The organism is Rhodanobacter sp. MP1X3, from assembly GCF_014207165.1.
In the GTDB taxonomy this organism is placed as follows: domain Bacteria; phylum Pseudomonadota; class Gammaproteobacteria; order Xanthomonadales; family Rhodanobacteraceae; genus Rhodanobacter.
The window spans coordinates 1-14,779 of sequence record NZ_JACHCO010000008.1; the positions used below are offsets into that span (position 1 = coordinate 1).

13 protein-coding genes and 1 tRNA gene are annotated in these 14,779 nt (G+C 60.7%); 7 read left to right on the forward strand and 7 right to left on the reverse strand.

Annotated features, from left to right (window positions below; genetic code table 11):
- Nucleotides 1-886: 886 nt before the first annotated feature.
- The 6 genes from HDE79_RS18320 to HDE79_RS18345 form a co-directional block, all read right to left on the reverse strand.
- Nucleotides 887-1,366 (reverse strand): Arm DNA-binding domain-containing protein, encoded by a 480-nt coding sequence (locus HDE79_RS18320; protein WP_184604154.1) that lies wholly within the window; start codon nt 1,364-1,366, stop codon nt 887-889.
- Nucleotides 1,367-1,549: 183 nt separating this feature from the next.
- A tRNA-Leu gene (locus HDE79_RS18325) sits at nt 1,550-1,636 on the reverse strand.
- 96 nt (nt 1,637-1,732) lie between these two features.
- Entirely contained in the window at nt 1,733-2,980 is a 1,248-nt protein-coding gene (locus HDE79_RS18330; RefSeq protein WP_184604155.1) for a TraB/GumN family protein, read from the reverse strand.
- A gap of 80 nt (nt 2,981-3,060) precedes the next feature.
- Entirely contained in the window at nt 3,061-3,951 is an 891-nt protein-coding gene (locus tag HDE79_RS18335) for a carbon-nitrogen hydrolase (protein ID WP_184604157.1), read from the reverse strand.
- Between the two features lie 120 nt (nt 3,952-4,071).
- On the reverse strand, nt 4,072-5,106 hold the full coding sequence (locus tag HDE79_RS18340; protein WP_184604159.1) for an agmatine deiminase family protein: 1,035 nt from the start codon (nt 5,104-5,106) through the stop codon (nt 4,072-4,074).
- A 131-nt stretch (nt 5,107-5,237) separates the two neighbouring features.
- Nucleotides 5,238-5,606, reverse strand: coding sequence for a hypothetical protein (locus HDE79_RS18345; protein ID WP_184604160.1), 369 nt, complete (start codon nt 5,604-5,606; stop codon nt 5,238-5,240).
- 321 nt (nt 5,607-5,927) lie between these two features.
- Here HDE79_RS18345 and HDE79_RS18350 point away from each other — a divergent pair, with 321 nt between their 5' ends.
- From HDE79_RS18350 to HDE79_RS18365, 4 genes are all read left to right on the forward strand, one after another.
- The gene (locus HDE79_RS18350; protein WP_184604161.1) at nt 5,928-7,847 is read left to right on the forward strand and encodes an ATP-binding cassette domain-containing protein; all 1,920 of its coding nucleotides are present in this window, start codon (nt 5,928-5,930) and stop codon (nt 7,845-7,847) included.
- Between the two features lie 9 nt (nt 7,848-7,856).
- Complete coding sequence (locus HDE79_RS18355; RefSeq protein WP_184604162.1) at nt 7,857-8,780, forward strand: phosphoglycerate mutase; 924 nt, start codon at nt 7,857-7,859, stop codon at nt 8,778-8,780.
- A complete protein-coding gene (gene recJ, locus HDE79_RS18360) occupies nt 8,741-10,561 on the forward strand; it encodes a single-stranded-DNA-specific exonuclease RecJ (protein ID WP_184604163.1) in 1,821 nt (606 codons plus the stop codon). The genes HDE79_RS18355 and recJ overlap by 40 nt, the downstream gene beginning before the upstream one ends.
- 90 nt (nt 10,562-10,651) lie before the next feature.
- On the forward strand, nt 10,652-11,029 hold the full coding sequence (locus HDE79_RS18365; protein WP_184604165.1) for an STAS/SEC14 domain-containing protein: 378 nt from the start codon (nt 10,652-10,654) through the stop codon (nt 11,027-11,029).
- A gap of 75 nt (nt 11,030-11,104) precedes the next feature.
- Here the strand turns inward: HDE79_RS18365 and HDE79_RS18370 are convergent, their stop codons facing one another.
- Nucleotides 11,105-11,422 carry a hypothetical protein gene (locus HDE79_RS18370; protein WP_184604167.1) on the reverse strand — a complete coding sequence of 106 codons (318 nt, stop codon included), beginning with the start codon at nt 11,420-11,422 and terminating at the stop codon, nt 11,105-11,107.
- Between the two features lie 50 nt (nt 11,423-11,472).
- Between HDE79_RS18370 and asnB the strand changes: the two genes are divergently transcribed.
- The 3 genes from asnB (at nt 11,473) to HDE79_RS18385 (ending at nt 14,717) form a co-directional block, all read left to right on the forward strand.
- Complete coding sequence (gene asnB, locus HDE79_RS18375; RefSeq protein ID WP_184604169.1) at nt 11,473-13,155, forward strand: asparagine synthase B; 1,683 nt, start codon at nt 11,473-11,475, stop codon at nt 13,153-13,155.
- A gap of 96 nt (nt 13,156-13,251) precedes the next feature.
- Nucleotides 13,252-14,377, forward strand: a protein-coding gene (prfB, locus tag HDE79_RS18380; RefSeq protein WP_184604171.1) for a peptide chain release factor 2 whose coding sequence is annotated in 2 segments (ribosomal slippage) — nt 13,252-13,326 and nt 13,328-14,377 — 1,125 coding nt in all. Because the reading frame shifts where the segments join, the coding sequence is not laid out codon by codon here.
- Nucleotides 14,378-14,423: 46 nt separating this feature from the next.
- On the forward strand, nt 14,424-14,717 hold the full coding sequence (locus tag HDE79_RS18385) for a hypothetical protein (protein ID WP_184604173.1): 294 nt from the start codon (nt 14,424-14,426) through the stop codon (nt 14,715-14,717).
- Nucleotides 14,718-14,779: the final 62 nt, after the last annotated feature.

Sequence of the window (14,779 nt, forward strand, 5' to 3'; positions counted from 1 at the left end):
CTGTTCTTCTGAAAAACGCTTCTTCACGTCCGATCTCCTTGCGTTATGGGATCGGACTCTAAAGCCTCGTGCTACTCAATACCGGGGAGACGTCGGTCGCACGAAAAGAGGTCGCATTTGGGGCGACCTCTTTTCGTGCGATTGAAAGACGCGCATCGGGCGAGTGCTCGCTGCTAGTTCCAACAGTCATCGCTCATTTGCGATGAGCATGTTCGTATTTCGTCCGTAAATAAGGCCTCATAGCCGAGCCTACAGGCGTCTCACATTACTTGAGCTGGCAAATCTATGTCGCCGGCACACAACTGTCGTGACGCCATATCACGCGTAAAAACATACAAAAATGCGGCAGCTACTTTTGGTGCATCGTGGGCTGAACATGCACTTTCGATCCTTGGTTGGTCTCTGCAAATTCATCCACCGGTCTGGATACATCCAGCAGTTGCACACAAGGCATTGGAACGACTAATGCGAGACGTTGGTCGTATGTTCCGTAGGGTACCGAAGGCGATGAAAATTAGAGACCGAGCCCTTTGTGAGTCTTCGGCCTTCCTCGGCGTTCTGGCGTTGTCATTGAGTGGAAGATGATCGAGTTTAAGTTGCTGAGCGAAGTGAACTTGCTTGACCCCATCTCCCCGTACGACTTTGCTAACCGCCAGCACCTTCCGCCCGTTTGCAGCAATATCTATAGCGCCGATGAGGCTGTCGAGACCTCCGGAAAGAAGGATGATGGCATCTTCCCCTGGAGTTCTCGGCTTCCTCGGGGTGGGAACAGTCTCGCCGCCAGCTATGAAATGTAGGGACCAGCGATCAGTAGTGAGATATGCCAAAGCCTCGATGATGTTCTCAGCCTGTCCTTGCCAGAACACGGGGTCCAGCACGGCGATTGTCAAATCGAGCTCGCGCGTCCATCCGTCCGGACTTTCGCTGCGTAGGGCTGCGCCGTCGGCGACCAGTACAGAGAGAGCAATGGCCAGAAAGTCCCAGGCGCGTGTAGACGGAACCAGTCCCTTTCGCTTAATGGTTTGGCGTACGGCTTCATCCAATCGCGGCTAATAGCTTCGAATGTCTCATCACTCGCACGCGCAACTTCACACCTCGCCTGTTTGGCATCTTTGCGCACAGTCCCGGGATCTAGACCATTTGCCAGCACTTGGCGGGCATCTTCTCGACGTAAACGCGCATCGAAGAGCGAGACCTCGGGATATACGCCAAGCGCTAGCGTCTTGCGTTTACCGGCGTGCCGATAGTCCATGCGCCAATAGCGCCCCCCATCTGGCTTCAACAGCAAATACATGCCGCGGCCATCGGACAGTTTCAATGGTTTGGCGGCCGGCTTGGCCTTGCGTATGGCAACATCGGTCAGCATGACGGTATCCGTAAGTTAATACGTCAATATCTTACACAGATACCGTCAAAAGTACCGCCAAATATCGTGCGCTTCCCTGACATCACCTGACACGAGTTGAGACAAACTCGCAAAGAAAAACCCGCCTAAATGGCGGGTTTTAAAGTGTTTTGACACCCAGTGAAACTTGCTGACACTACAACATGGTGCCCAGAGCGGGGATCGAACCCGCAAGACCGTGAGGTCGAGGGATTTTAAGTCCCTTGCGTCTACCAGTTTCGCCATCCGGGCTGATGTAGCTGCGCCGCCGCGCCAGAGGCTGCAGGCGGTGCGAATCGTAACACGCGTGAAGCGATCAGCCGCGCGTTACTCGATCAATACAAACCCTCAGAGCAGGCTCTTGAAGATATGGATGCCGGCGGTGTATTCGCCGATGATGGTACCCATGCTGACCAGAAAGAAATTCAGCAGGGTGCGGGCAACACGGTTTTTCCACCAGCCGCTCCAGTGGCCGATATCGTCGCGCAAGGTGTCGAAGTCGACCACGCGCGGGCGGCGTACCCAGGCTTCGGCCATGGCGCTGATACCGCCGGATGGGATGCCAGGCCGAAACGGTTTGATCGGCCCGGCGATGAACGCGGCGAGGATGCTCAGCGGGTGACCACCGGCGATCAGGGCACCGAGCGCGGAGAAACCTGCGGTGTAGAGCACCCAATCGCGTAGGGCCTGCGCGCCCAGGGCTGTGTTGCGATGGAACGCATAGCCGATGGCGGCGAACACGGCCAACACCAGAATCAAGGCCACCCATTTCGGCCAGCGAGCCTTCGGCGGCGTGCTGGCGAGATTGGCGACGATGGTCGCGGGGTCGTCCTGCTGCTCGCGCAGCAATCCGGTCAAACCTTTGAGATGGCCTGCGCCGATGACGACCAATACGCGACGTGGTTCGGCGGTGGCAGTGCGCGCAGCTTCTTCGCGCAGGCGTGCGGCCATGAAGGCGTCGCGTTCGCCGATCAGGCTTTGATAAAGCGGCTTGGATTCGCTGGCGAATTCACTGAAGGCACTTTCCAGCAGGTCGCCCTGTTTCAGCTTTTCGATTTCTTCCTGTTCGATCGCCTCGCGCTCGAACACGCTGGCGAGCAGGCCGCCGAGCAAGCCGAAGCGTTGCCAGAAACCAACGCTGTGCCACGCGCGTTTCAGCGTGGTGCCGACTTCGCGATCGACCAGCCACAGCGGCAGTGCACGTTTATCGGCGCCGTCCATCGCGGCCTTCATTTCGGCGCCTGGCTGGATGCCGGACTGGTCGGCCAGACGCTTCTGGAAGGTGGACAGCACCAGGCTGGCGGCGACCATGCCGGCCTTGCCCTGGCGGATCACCTTGAACAGGTCCATCTGCTTGAACGCTTCCGGATCGCGCATGCTTTGCGCGCGGCTGTCGCATAGTTCGATGGCGACGGCGTCGAAGTGCTCGTTTGCCAGCAGCGCATCGACGGCGTCCACACTGACTTTTGATACGTGCGCGGTGCCCAGCACCACGTATTCCACGCCATCGCGCTGCACGCGTTCGATCGGCTGGCCTTGCAGCGCTGGCAATAGAGCGCTGCCGGTTTCGGGAGAGCTGGTTTCGGGAAAACTCATGCGATCAGCGTGCCAGTCGTGGGATTAGGGCAGTCATGGGGATGACGGCGGCAGGGAACAAGCGACGCCGATGCGTCGCTTCAGTCACGGAAGCGCTTGAGCAGATCGTCATACGCATCGATACGGCGGTCGCGCAGGAACGGCCAGATGCGCCGCACGTGTTCGCTGCGGGCCAGGTCGATATCGGCGACCAGCAGCGCGCGACCTTCGGTTTCGGCCTGTGCCAGGAACTCGCCTTGCGGGCCGGCGACAAAGCTGCTGCCCCAGAAGGTGATGCCTGCACCCACGCCCGAGGGATCGGATTCGTGACCGGTGCGATTGCACGCCAACAGAGGCAGGCCGTTGGCGACGGCATGGCCACGCTGCACGGTGATCCAAGCATCGCGCTGGCGATCCTTCTCCGCTTGGTCATCGTTGGGGTCCCAGCCTATCGCCGTGGGGTAGAGCAGCAGATCGGCACCGGCCAGCGCCATCAGGCGCGCGGCTTCGGGGTACCACTGGTCCCAGCACACCAGCACACCGAGCCGACCGACCGAGGTATTGATCGGTTCGAAGCCGAGATCACCGGGCGTGAAATAGAATTTTTCGTAGAAGGCTGGATCGTCCGGGATATGCATCTTGCGGTACTTGCCTGCGATCACTGCCGAGCGATCGAACACCACGGCCGTGTTGTGATACAGGCCGGTGGCGCGCTTCTCGAACAGCGAAGCTACGACGACCAGCTTCAGTTCCGCCGCCAGCTGACCGATCCGCTCGGTGCCGGGACCGGGAATGGTTTCGGCCTGGTCGAATTCATCCACCGATTCGCGCTGGCAGAAATACGGCCCGTTGTGCAGCTCCTGCAGCAACACCAGTTCGACGCCTGCTGTCGCCGCCTCGCGCAAACCTGCTTCAATCGCATCGAGATTCGCATCGCGGTTGCCGCGATGGGTTTCCTGCAGCAGGGCGACCTTCAGGGTCTTGCGGGTCATGGGCTCAATCCTCGGGCAACAGCTTTTTGAGTGGCTAGCCGTCAAGTTTAGCCGATGCGGAAAATCCCAGAGCCTGTTCATGTTCTCCCCGCGGACTACGTGGAGAGCGTGAACAGGCTCTCAGGCCAGGCCGGAAGGCAACTGCATGGTGATGCAGTGCAGGCTGCCGTTCTGCCAAATCAGCGGGCGGCAGGGCACCTGCACGATCTCGCGACCGGGATGGGCTGAGCCGATGATGCGGGCGGCTTCATCATCGGCCGGGTCGCCGTAGGCCGGTACCAGCACGGCACCGTTGACGATCAGGTAATTGGCGTAAGACGCAGCGAGCCGGCGGCCTTCATCAAGAATCGGTTGCGCCCACGGCAGCGGATAGAGCTGATACGGACGGCCATCGCTGGTGCGCAAGGCGGTCAGTTCGTCGGCCATGCGTTGAAGTTCGTCGTGATGAGGATCGATGGCATCGTTGCAGGCCTGGAACACGATGCGCGCGCCTGGCGCGAAGCGGGCCAAGGTGTCGATGTGCGCGTCGGTGTCATCGCCTTCGAGGTAGCCGTAATCTAGCCATAGCACACGCTCGGCGTGCAGGCCGTCGCTCAATATCGCGCTCATTTCCTCGCGCGACTGCTCGGGGTGGCGCTGCACCAGGCAGCGCCAGGTAGTGAGCACGGTACCTTCGCCATCGCTCTCGATCGCACCGCCTTCCAGCGCCCAGTCGATACGTCGATGCGTTGCTTTGCCAAACACGCCGGCCTCGACCAGCCCGGCGACGAGGGCGTCGTCCTGCGTCGAACTGAACTTGCCACCCCAGCCGGTAAAGCGGAAATCGGTGAGCTGATAGCTGTCGTCGCCCGCACTCAGGGTGATCGGGCCGGAATCACGCAGCCAGGTGTCGTCGTAAGGCAGTTCGACAAAGCGCACGCGCGTCCGGTCAACGCCATGCTCGCGCAGCAGTGTTTCGACATGCGCGTGCAGGTCCGCATCGGGCACCACGATGATCAGCGGCTGGAAGCGGGTGACGGCTGCCGCCAGCGCGGTATAGGTCGTTTCAACGCTGTCCAGGCGTTCGGCCCAATCAGTGCCAGCGTGTGGCCAGGCGATCAGCACCGCGGACTGCGGCTCCCATTCCGCCGGCAGGCGCAAGGTGTGGTCGGTCATGCGAAGAATTCTCAAGCGTAGATGGAGAGCAATAGCCTTCCATTGTACGACGGGGATTTTACAGCCACATAAAAACGCGGCCTGTGTCGCCACAGGCCGCGTCCCTGGAGGTCCCAATCAATTGACGCTGTTCAGTTGACGGCAGCGGGGTTGGTGTTATTGCCCGCCGGCGTGTTCAGCACCGAGTGGATGACGTGGCTGCGCTCGAAATACACGATGAAGTTGGCGTAGTCCCAACGGTTGATCACCGGATGCTTGCTGCTATCACCGCCGCGTGGCGACAGCTTGCTCTGCGGCGCGCCGTAGGCCTTTTCAACCTGCGCCATGCTCATGCCGCGGCTAGGCAGGTTCATGCCGTTTTCCTGCTGCACGCGATGCACCAGCAGGTTGTCGCCGTGCGTCTGCGTCTGTGGAGCAGCGCTGACACCTGACGAGGCAGCGAAACTGCCGATAGCTGCCAGCACGATGATGACCGGCAAACGGCGGATGAACTTGACCATGGCTCCCCCTATCCCTAACTAAGGCTGTGTACGCACAAGCAAGATTTTATGCACGCAAGACTCTATGAAACCAAGACTCTATGAAACATGTTGTAGCAAAACCCGTGATGCCACGCTAGATGCTGGCAAGCACAGTATCGACGACGCCACTTGTGGCAAACATATTTGTAAGTTACGCCATGTCGATGTGGTGCGATTGCGACCGGATCGGCATTCCCTCTCACCTCGGCGCAGCACTCCGATTGGGCGAGAATACCTTGATCCCCGCTATCATGGGCGGCTGCGGGTCACAGCCTGCCCGATTCGGACACCAGCGACACCATGATTGCTTTTCGACACTTTGCCTTGCGCCGCGGCAGCCGTTTGCTGCTTTCCGATATCGATCTGGTGATCCAGACCGGCTGGCGCCTGGGCGTGATCGGCCGTAATGGCTGCGGCAAATCCAGCCTGTTCGCGGCTTTGCAGGGCAAGCTGGACGGCGATGCCGGCCAGTTGGATATCCCGGCCAAGCTGCGGCTGGCCTCGGTGGCGCAGGAAACCCCAGCGCTGCCCGACGCCGCCATCGACTATGTATTGGGCGGCGATGAAGAGCTTGCTGCCGTGCTGCAGGAAGAGAGTGACGCCGCCGAAAGCGGCGATACCGAGGCGATGGCGCGTGCGCATCAGCGTATAGAGGAACTGCACGGTTATGACGGCCGTGCTCGTGCCGGCAAGCTGTTGCACGGCCTGGGCTTTCCGCCGGAAACCCATGAGCGCGCGGTACAGGAGTTCTCGGGTGGCTGGCGCGTGCGGCTCAATCTGGCGCGGGCACTGATGGCGCCGTCGGAGCTGCTGCTGCTCGACGAGCCCACCAACCATCTCGATCTGGATGCAGTGCTGTGGCTGGAAGAGTGGCTGCGCCGCTATCAGGGCACCTTGCTGATCATTTCGCACGATCGTGAATTCCTCGATGGTGTGATTACCCACACCATGCATCTGCACGATGGCAAGGCGAAGATGTACACCGGCAACTACAGCGCCTTCGAGCGTCTGCGTGCAGAGCAGTTACGGCAGCAGCAGATCACCCACGAGCGCGAGCAGGCCGAGCGCGCGCACCTGCAATCCTTCGTCGATCGCTTCAAGGCGAAGGCCAGCAAGGCCAAGCAGGCGCAGTCGCGCATGAAACGGTTGGAGAAACTGGCGGGTACCGAGGCAGTACGTGCGGATCGCTCTTTCCATTTTCAGTTCGCCAAACCCGATCGTTTGCCGGATTCGATGCTGCAGTTGGAGGAGATCGTCACCGGCTATCCCGACGAGAAGGGCGGTCCGGACAACATCATCCTGGACAACGTGCGCTTCAGCCTGGAAGCGGGTGACCGCATCGGTCTGCTCGGCCCGAACGGTGCGGGTAAATCGACCCTGGTGAAGACGTTGGTCGGTGAACTCGATCCGTTCAGCGGCGAGCGTAAGGCGCACAAGGACCTGAAGATCGGCTACTTCGCCCAGCACACCGTCGAGAGCCTGCGCGAAGGCGCCAGTCCGCTGGAACATCTGATGGACAAGGCGCCGGGCGTGGCGACCCAGGTGATGCGCGATTTCCTCGGCACCTGGAATTTTGCAGGCGATCGCGCGTTCGAGTCGGTGGACGGTTTCTCCGGCGGCGAGCGTGCGCGTTTGGCGCTGGCCCTGATCGCGTGGGACAAGCCCAACCTGCTGCTGCTCGACGAACCGACCAACCATCTCGATCTAGACATGCGCGAGGCACTGGCCGACGCGTTGTCCGACTTCGACGGCGCACTGGTGTTGGTGTCGCACGATCGCCATTTGCTTGGTCTGGTCTGTGACAGCTTCTGGCGCGTAGCTGACGGTGTGGTGGAAGGCTTCGACGGCGACCTGGACGATTATGCGAAGTGGCTGCGCTCGCGCGGCTCAGCCAACAAGAAGGCGGCCAAGGCTGGCGCGGCAGCCAAGCCGGAAGCGCCGGTGATCAAGATCGAATCGCCGGAAGAGCGTAAGCGCAATCATGCGGCTCAGCGTGAGAACGAAAAAGTTTCGCGGCAGCGTGTGAAAAAGATCGAATCGCGCACCGCCGCTATCGACGCTGAACTGGCAACGCTGGAAACTACGTTGGCCGATCCGGCCACGTATAACGGCCCGACCGGCGAAATGATGCGTCTGGGCCAGCGACAGACCGAATTGCGCAAGGAAAAGGAAGCGCTGGAAACCGAGTGGCTGGAAATCCACGAGCAGTTGGAAGCTTGAGGTGCGGGCATGACAGCGAAGCCGGAGCCAACGGTACATGTGTGGTTACCGGCGCTGCCGCCGGTTAGCTCTGGCTCTGCGCTGCGTGATTTGCTGGTTCGCGCCGATCGACTCACCGATGGACGCGCCGGCTATCTGGCCGGCCTGGGCGATTACTTTGTCGGCGCCGATAGCGCGTTGGCCGCTGCTGCTACAACCCGTGATTACATTGCACACGATACTGGTGCATATACTTGGCTGTCCGCCGATCCGGCCTGGGTACAGCCCGAGATGAATGGCGTAAGGCTGCTTGCCTGTGGGCAGCTACAGCTGACGATGGACGAAGCGCTGGCGTTTGCTGAAGTGCTGCGACCCGCATTTGATGACGCTGGCCTTGAACTGAAAATCACCACGCCCGATCGCTGGCATGTGCGTCTGCCATGGAACACGCCGCTGCCAAATTTTGCCGCGCCGGAGCAGGCGCTGGGCGAAGATCTTTCGCAGCACTTGCCGCAGGGTGTTGAAGGTCGTCGCTGGCGCATGCTGCTCAACGACATCCAGGTGCTGCTGCATCAGCATCCGTTGAATACCAATCGTCGCGCACGCGGGCTCGCACCAGTCAACAGCGTTTGGCTGTGGGGTAGTGGTTCTTTGCCATCGCCGCTGGCTAGCGAGTTGAATGGCGTGATCAGTGACGACTTGCTGCTCGCAGCACTGGCTGTACAGGCTGGGCTCAAGGTTCTTCCGCGAACACCACAAAACGTCGCTGTCGTATCGAATGGATGGCTGATTGATTTGCAGGATTTGCCGATCAGCAAAATCGAGTCGGAGTGGCTGCCGGTTCTTGATTTGCTGCTTCGTCGACAATCGGTTCGACTACATTTCGCCAGCGCCGAACGCTGGCAGAGCGAGCCATGGCATCGCTGGCGCGTGTGGCGGAGGGTAGGGCGTTGACCGTGCCGCAGCTGCGCCGTCGCACCGCCCTGGGAAAGCCCAGCGGTTGGCCTGATTCCGTGCACGCCGTGCTGCAACAGGTTTATGCGGCGCGTGGCGTGTTGACACCGGATCAAGTGGAACACCGACTGGCGCGCATGCTGTCGCCACAAACATTGGGTGGCATGGCGCAGGCGATCGAGATTCTGATCGAGGCGATCCGCGACGACTGGACCATCGTGATTGCCGGTGACTACGATTGCGACGGTGCCACCGGCACGGCGGTCGCCGTGCGCGGGCTGCGACTGCTGGGCGCGAAGCGGGTGAGTTATGCGGTGCCGCATCGTTTCATCCACGGCTACGGGCTCAGTGCGGCGCTGGTCGAATCGATGCAGCCGACACCGCAGCTGATCGTCACCGTCGACAACGGCGTGGCCAGCGTGGCTGGCGTGGCGGCGGCCAGAGCACGCGGTATCAAGGTCATCGTCACCGATCACCATTTACCCGGCGAGCAGTTGCCCGCCGCCGATGCGATGGTCAATCCGAATCTGGTTTACGTTGAAAAATGCGGGCATGGAAGCCCGCCTTGTGATGTTTGCGCGCACGACGCGCGCTTGAATAAAACCTTTCCCAGCAAAGCATTGGCTGGCGTGGGTGTGATGTTTTACTTGTTGCTCGCTCTGCGTGCGCGGATGTATCCCAGCGTTGGCGCTGATCACCAAAACGGTCAACGCCCCGATCTTTCGGTGCTGCTCGATCTGGTCGCGCTGGGCACGGTGGCTGATCTGGTGCCGCTGGATTTCAATAACCGCGTGCTGATCGAGGCGGGGCTCAAGCGTATTCGCAGCGGTCGCGGCTGCGCCGGCATTACAGCGCTGATCGAGTCGGGCAAGCGCAGCATCGCCACGCTTTGCGCCAGTGATCTGGGTTATGTCGTTGGCCCACGCTTGAATGCAGCCGGTCGGCTGGAAGATATGCGCCTCGGCATCGAGTGCCTGCTTACCGACGATGTAGGGCAGGCGTATCGCTATGCCGAACAGCTGAGCGCGATCAACATGGAACGCCGCGACCTGCAGGCATCGATGGTGGCTGAGGCCGAACTGATGGCGGCTGGCGCTGCGCATACCGATGCGGTCGGCGTAACGTTGTTCGAACCGTCCTGGCATGCTGGTGTGGTGGGGCTGGTGGCTTCCAAACTGAAGGACCGATTGCATCGTCCTGTCATCGCTTTTGCGCCGGCCAGCGAAGACAATACCGACGAGTTGCGTGGCTCAGCGCGCTCGATTTCCGGTTTTCATATCCGCGATGCGCTGGCGGCCATCGATGCACGTCACCCAGGCTTGATCGAACGCTTCGGTGGCCATGCGATGGCGGCGGGCCTGAGTCTCAAAACGAGCGACTACCCGCGTTTTGCTGAGGCGTTCGACGCGATTGCGCGCGAGCTGATCGATGCCGATCAGCTGCAGGCCGTGCTGCATACCGATGGCGAACTGCCTGTCGGCGCGGCATCACTGAACCTGGCCCGGCAGCTGCGGCAGGCCGGTCCCTGGGGACAAGCATTTCCCGAGCCGCTATTCGACAACGCCTTCGAATGCCAAAGCTGGAAGCTGATGGGCGAGCGTCATCTGCGCCTGCAGTTGCGCGATCCCCGAGATGGCGCCATGCATGACGCGGTGATGTTCAACGCGTATCACGGCACACCACCGCCGACGCGGTTGCGCGCCGTCTACGAACTCACCATCAATGACTGGCAGGGGCGCGAAGCGCCGCGACTGCTGTTGCGACATATCGAAGCGATATGATCGAAGTGATTGGATCAGGCTGCGCCGTTCACGCCGATTGATCCCGGCTGCTGATAGATTCGTTGCAGGCACTTATCCGAGGAGCACGTGATGATCGAACAGATGCAAGGACTGCCCGCCGGCACGCTGGGCTTTCGCGCCATTGGCCAGGTCACGGCCGCCGACTATGAACGCGTGATTGTTCCTGATGTCGAGGCGGCGTTCGCGTTGAATCGCAAATTGCGGCTGATCTATCACATTGGCGAGGACTTCACTGGTTTCGATCCCGGCGCCATGTGGGACGACGCCAAGCTCGGCATGCGTCATCTCAGCGGTTGGGATCGCGTGGCGCTGGTCACTGACGTGCCGTGGCTGCGCATGACGGCGACGGCGATGGGCTTTGCCGTTCCGGCAGAATTCCGGCTGTTCGGCAATGCTCAACTCGCCGAGGCCAGAAGCTGGATCAGTGAGCTGCCACGGGGTGAGTAAGCAAGGCAGCAACGCAATCAATGTATCGATGGGCTTGCGCCGAAGCGCTGTATCTGTTTTAGTCAGGCCATGACTTCAATGACCGCCAGCTTCTTGACCGCCGATGTGCTCGCCGCACAGACGGTTGTACTCGCGGGTAACAACAATAATCGCGCGAATAATAACGCCAACCGTTGGCGGGCCTTCGCGTAGTTCGGATTCAACGAAAGACACGCGAAGAAGGCCCGCCCAGTGCGGGCCTTCTTCGTTTATGGCCATGGATGGCCGGTATGCCGGAAATGCAAGAGCAATTTGAGCGCCATGGAAGGCGTGAATGCCGGAAATGCAGGAGCAATTTCCGGCCAGCACCATGGATGGCCTTATGCCGAAACGCAGGAATAAATCGCCGGGCATCCCGGTTTGTAATTAGTAAAGACTATTCAGACAAGCAAAGGGGAAGTGCGATGTGCTCGATTTTTGGAATGTTCGATCTGCAGCCGGGTGATGATCTGGCACAGTTGCGTCGCCAGGCTTTGGAACTCTCGCAACGGCAGCGCCATCGCGGGCCGGACTGGAGCGGCGTGTTTGTCGACGTGGGCGCGATCCTGGTACACGAGCGCCTCGCCATTGTTGATCCGGCCAGTGGTGCGCAGCCGCTGCGCTCGCGCGACGGCGCGCTGGCGCTCGCGGTGAACGGCGAGATCTACAACCATCGCGAACTGCGTGCCGGTAGCGATTACGATTTCACCACCGGTTCCGATTGCGAAGTCATCAACGCAATGTACCGCGATGGCGACGAGGATTTCGTCAACAAGCTCAACGGCATCTTCGCGTTCGCGCTGTGGGACGGTGAAGCGCAGCGCTACCTGATTGCCCGCGACCCGATCGGTGTGTGTCCGCTGTATTGGGGGCACGATACGCATGGCCGCCTGTGCGTGGCCTCTGAGATGAAATCGCTGGTCGGGCTGTGCGCCGATGTCACAGTGTTTCCGCCCGGCCATATCTACGACAGTGTCAGTGGTGAGCTGCGCCAGTACTACGTCAAACCATGGCGCGACTATGCGCATACGCAGGGAGCATCGGTGGAACCGGCCGATCTGAAGCTCGCTTTTGAGCAGGCTGTACATCGTCAGCTGATGACCGATGTGCCTTATGGCGTGCTGCTGTCCGGTGGCCTTGATTCGTCGCTAGTCGCTGCGTGCGCCGCCCGTTTTGCCCGCGAGCGCATTGAGGACGAGGATCGCACTGAGGCCTGGTGGCCGCGGCTGCATTCGTTCGCGATCGGCCTGGACGGCTCGCCCGATCTGGCCGCAGCGCAGATCGCCGCCGATGCGTTGGGCACCGTGCATCACGGTTTCGTCTACACCTTCTGGGAAGGGTTGGACGCGCTGCCCGAGGTGATTCGCCATATCGAAACGTATGACGTCACCACCATCCGTGCCGCCACGCCGATGTATCTGCTGGCGCGTCGCATCAAGGCGATGGGCGTGAAGATGGTGCTGTCTGGCGAGGGCTCGGACGAGTTGTTCGGCGGCTATCTGTATTTCCACAAGGCACCGTCGGCCGAAGCGTTCCATGAGGAAACCGTGCGCAAGATCGACGCACTGCATAGCTACGATTGCCTGCGTGCCAACAAAGCGATGATGGCCTGGGGCGTCGAGGCGCGGGTACCGTTTCTCGACCTGGAATTCATCGATGTGGCGATGGGCATGGACGCGAAACACAAGATGGTTAACAAGACCGGCGACAGCAAACGCAAGATCGAGAAATCAGTGCTGCGCGAAGCGTTTGAAGGCGCGCTGCCGGAAAAAATCCTGTGGCGCCAGAAAGAGCAGTTCAGCGATGGCGTCGGCTACGGCTGGATCGACGGGCTAAAGGCTCAGGCCGAGCAGGCTGTCAGTGATCGCGAATTTGCCGCTGCCGCAGCGCGTTATCCGTTCAACACGCCAGCGACCAAGGAGGCCTATTACTATCGCCGCATCTTCGAGCAGCACTTTCCTGGTGAAGCCTGCGCGGCCACGGTGCCCGGCGGCAAGTCGATCGCCTGTTCGTCACCGGCCGCGCTGGCATGGGACCCGGCCTTTGCCAACGCAGCGGATCCATCCGGTCGAGCAGTGCGCGGGGTTCATAGCGATGCGTTGGCCTGAAGTGCCGTTGCGTAGGGCGGGGCGGCTGGTCACGACCTGTGGCGTCAGGCCTCGCTCTGCTAAGATTGCAGGCTGTTTACCAACGACCCGTTAGCCATGATCGAGACCAATCCCATACTTGCGCAGATTGCGGACCTCAGCGGCCGCGTCGAGTCGCTTCGGGGGTATCTTTGACTACGCCACCAAGCGTGAGCGTCTCGAAGAAGTAACCCGCGAGCTGGAAAGCCCCACTGTGTGGGACGATCCGGCACGCGCACAGGAGCTGGGCCGCGAGCGTGCCCGGCTCGATACCATCGTCAGCGGCATCGACACCTTGACGGCCGGCCTCACTGACGGCAACGAACTGCTGCAGATGGCGATAGCCGACAACGACGAGGAAACCGCGCAGTCTGTGGTAACCGACGTCACCCGGCTCGACGGACAGATCAGCAAGCTGGAATTCCAGCGCATGTTCTCCGGCAAGATGGACTCGACCAACGCGTTCGTCGACATCCAGGCCGGCGCTGGTGGCACCGAGGCGCAGGACTGGGCCGAGATGCTGCTGCGCATGTACCTGCGCTGGTGCGAATCGCGCGGCTGGCAGACCGAATTGATGGAAGTTTCCGGCGGCGACGTCGCCGGCATCAAGTCCGCCACGTTTCGCGTGGAGGGCGATTACGCCTACGGCTGGCTGAAAACAGAGATCGGCGTCCACCGTCTGGTGCGCAAGTCGCCGTTCGATTCGGACAATCGCCGCCACACCAGCTTCACCTCGGTGTTCGTGTCGCCCGAAGTCGATGACGACATCGATATCGACATTAACCCGGCCGATTTGCGTACCGACGTCTATCGCTCATCCGGCGCCGGCGGCCAGCACGTCAACAAGACCGAGTCGGCCGTGCGTATCACGCATATCCCGACCAATACGGTAGTTGCCTGCCAGACCGGCCGCAGTCAGCATGCCAACCGCGCCACGGCGATGAAGATGTTGGCTGCCAAGCTGTACGAGCTGGAAGTGCAGAAGCGCAACGTCGAACGCGATGCACTGGAAGCCACCAAGTCCGACATCGGCTGGGGCAGCCAGATTCGCAACTATGTGCTCGATCAGAGTCGCATCAAGGATCTGCGCACCGGCATCGAACGCACCGATACGCAGAAGGTACTGGACGGCGATCTGGACGAATTTATCGAGGCCAGCCTGAAATCCGGCCTTGAAGCGGGTTCGAAACGCAGCGATGCGTAAGTACTGATCTGTTGAATCGGCCCGATCATCACCAAGGAGCCCGAGCATGAACAACAAGAAGATCTGGGGAATCCTTATCGCCAGCGCGGCGTTTGCGACATTCAACCATGCGGCAAACGCACAGCAGGGCACCACAGGCCAGGATATCAAGCATGATGCGAAGGCCGCCGGGAAAGGCATTGGCAATGGCGCTCGCGATATCGGACACGCCACCAGGCACGTGGCCACATCGGTCGGGCATGGTGCGAAAGAGGCCGGAATCGGTATCGGTCATGGAGCGCGCGACGGCTGGAATGCGACCAGGCATGCGGTCAAGCACGTGTTTCACAAGGGCGATTGACGGGCGATGTCGTTCTGATGAAAAGCTCCCCATTTGTTTGCAACCCAACCATAAACTAGAGA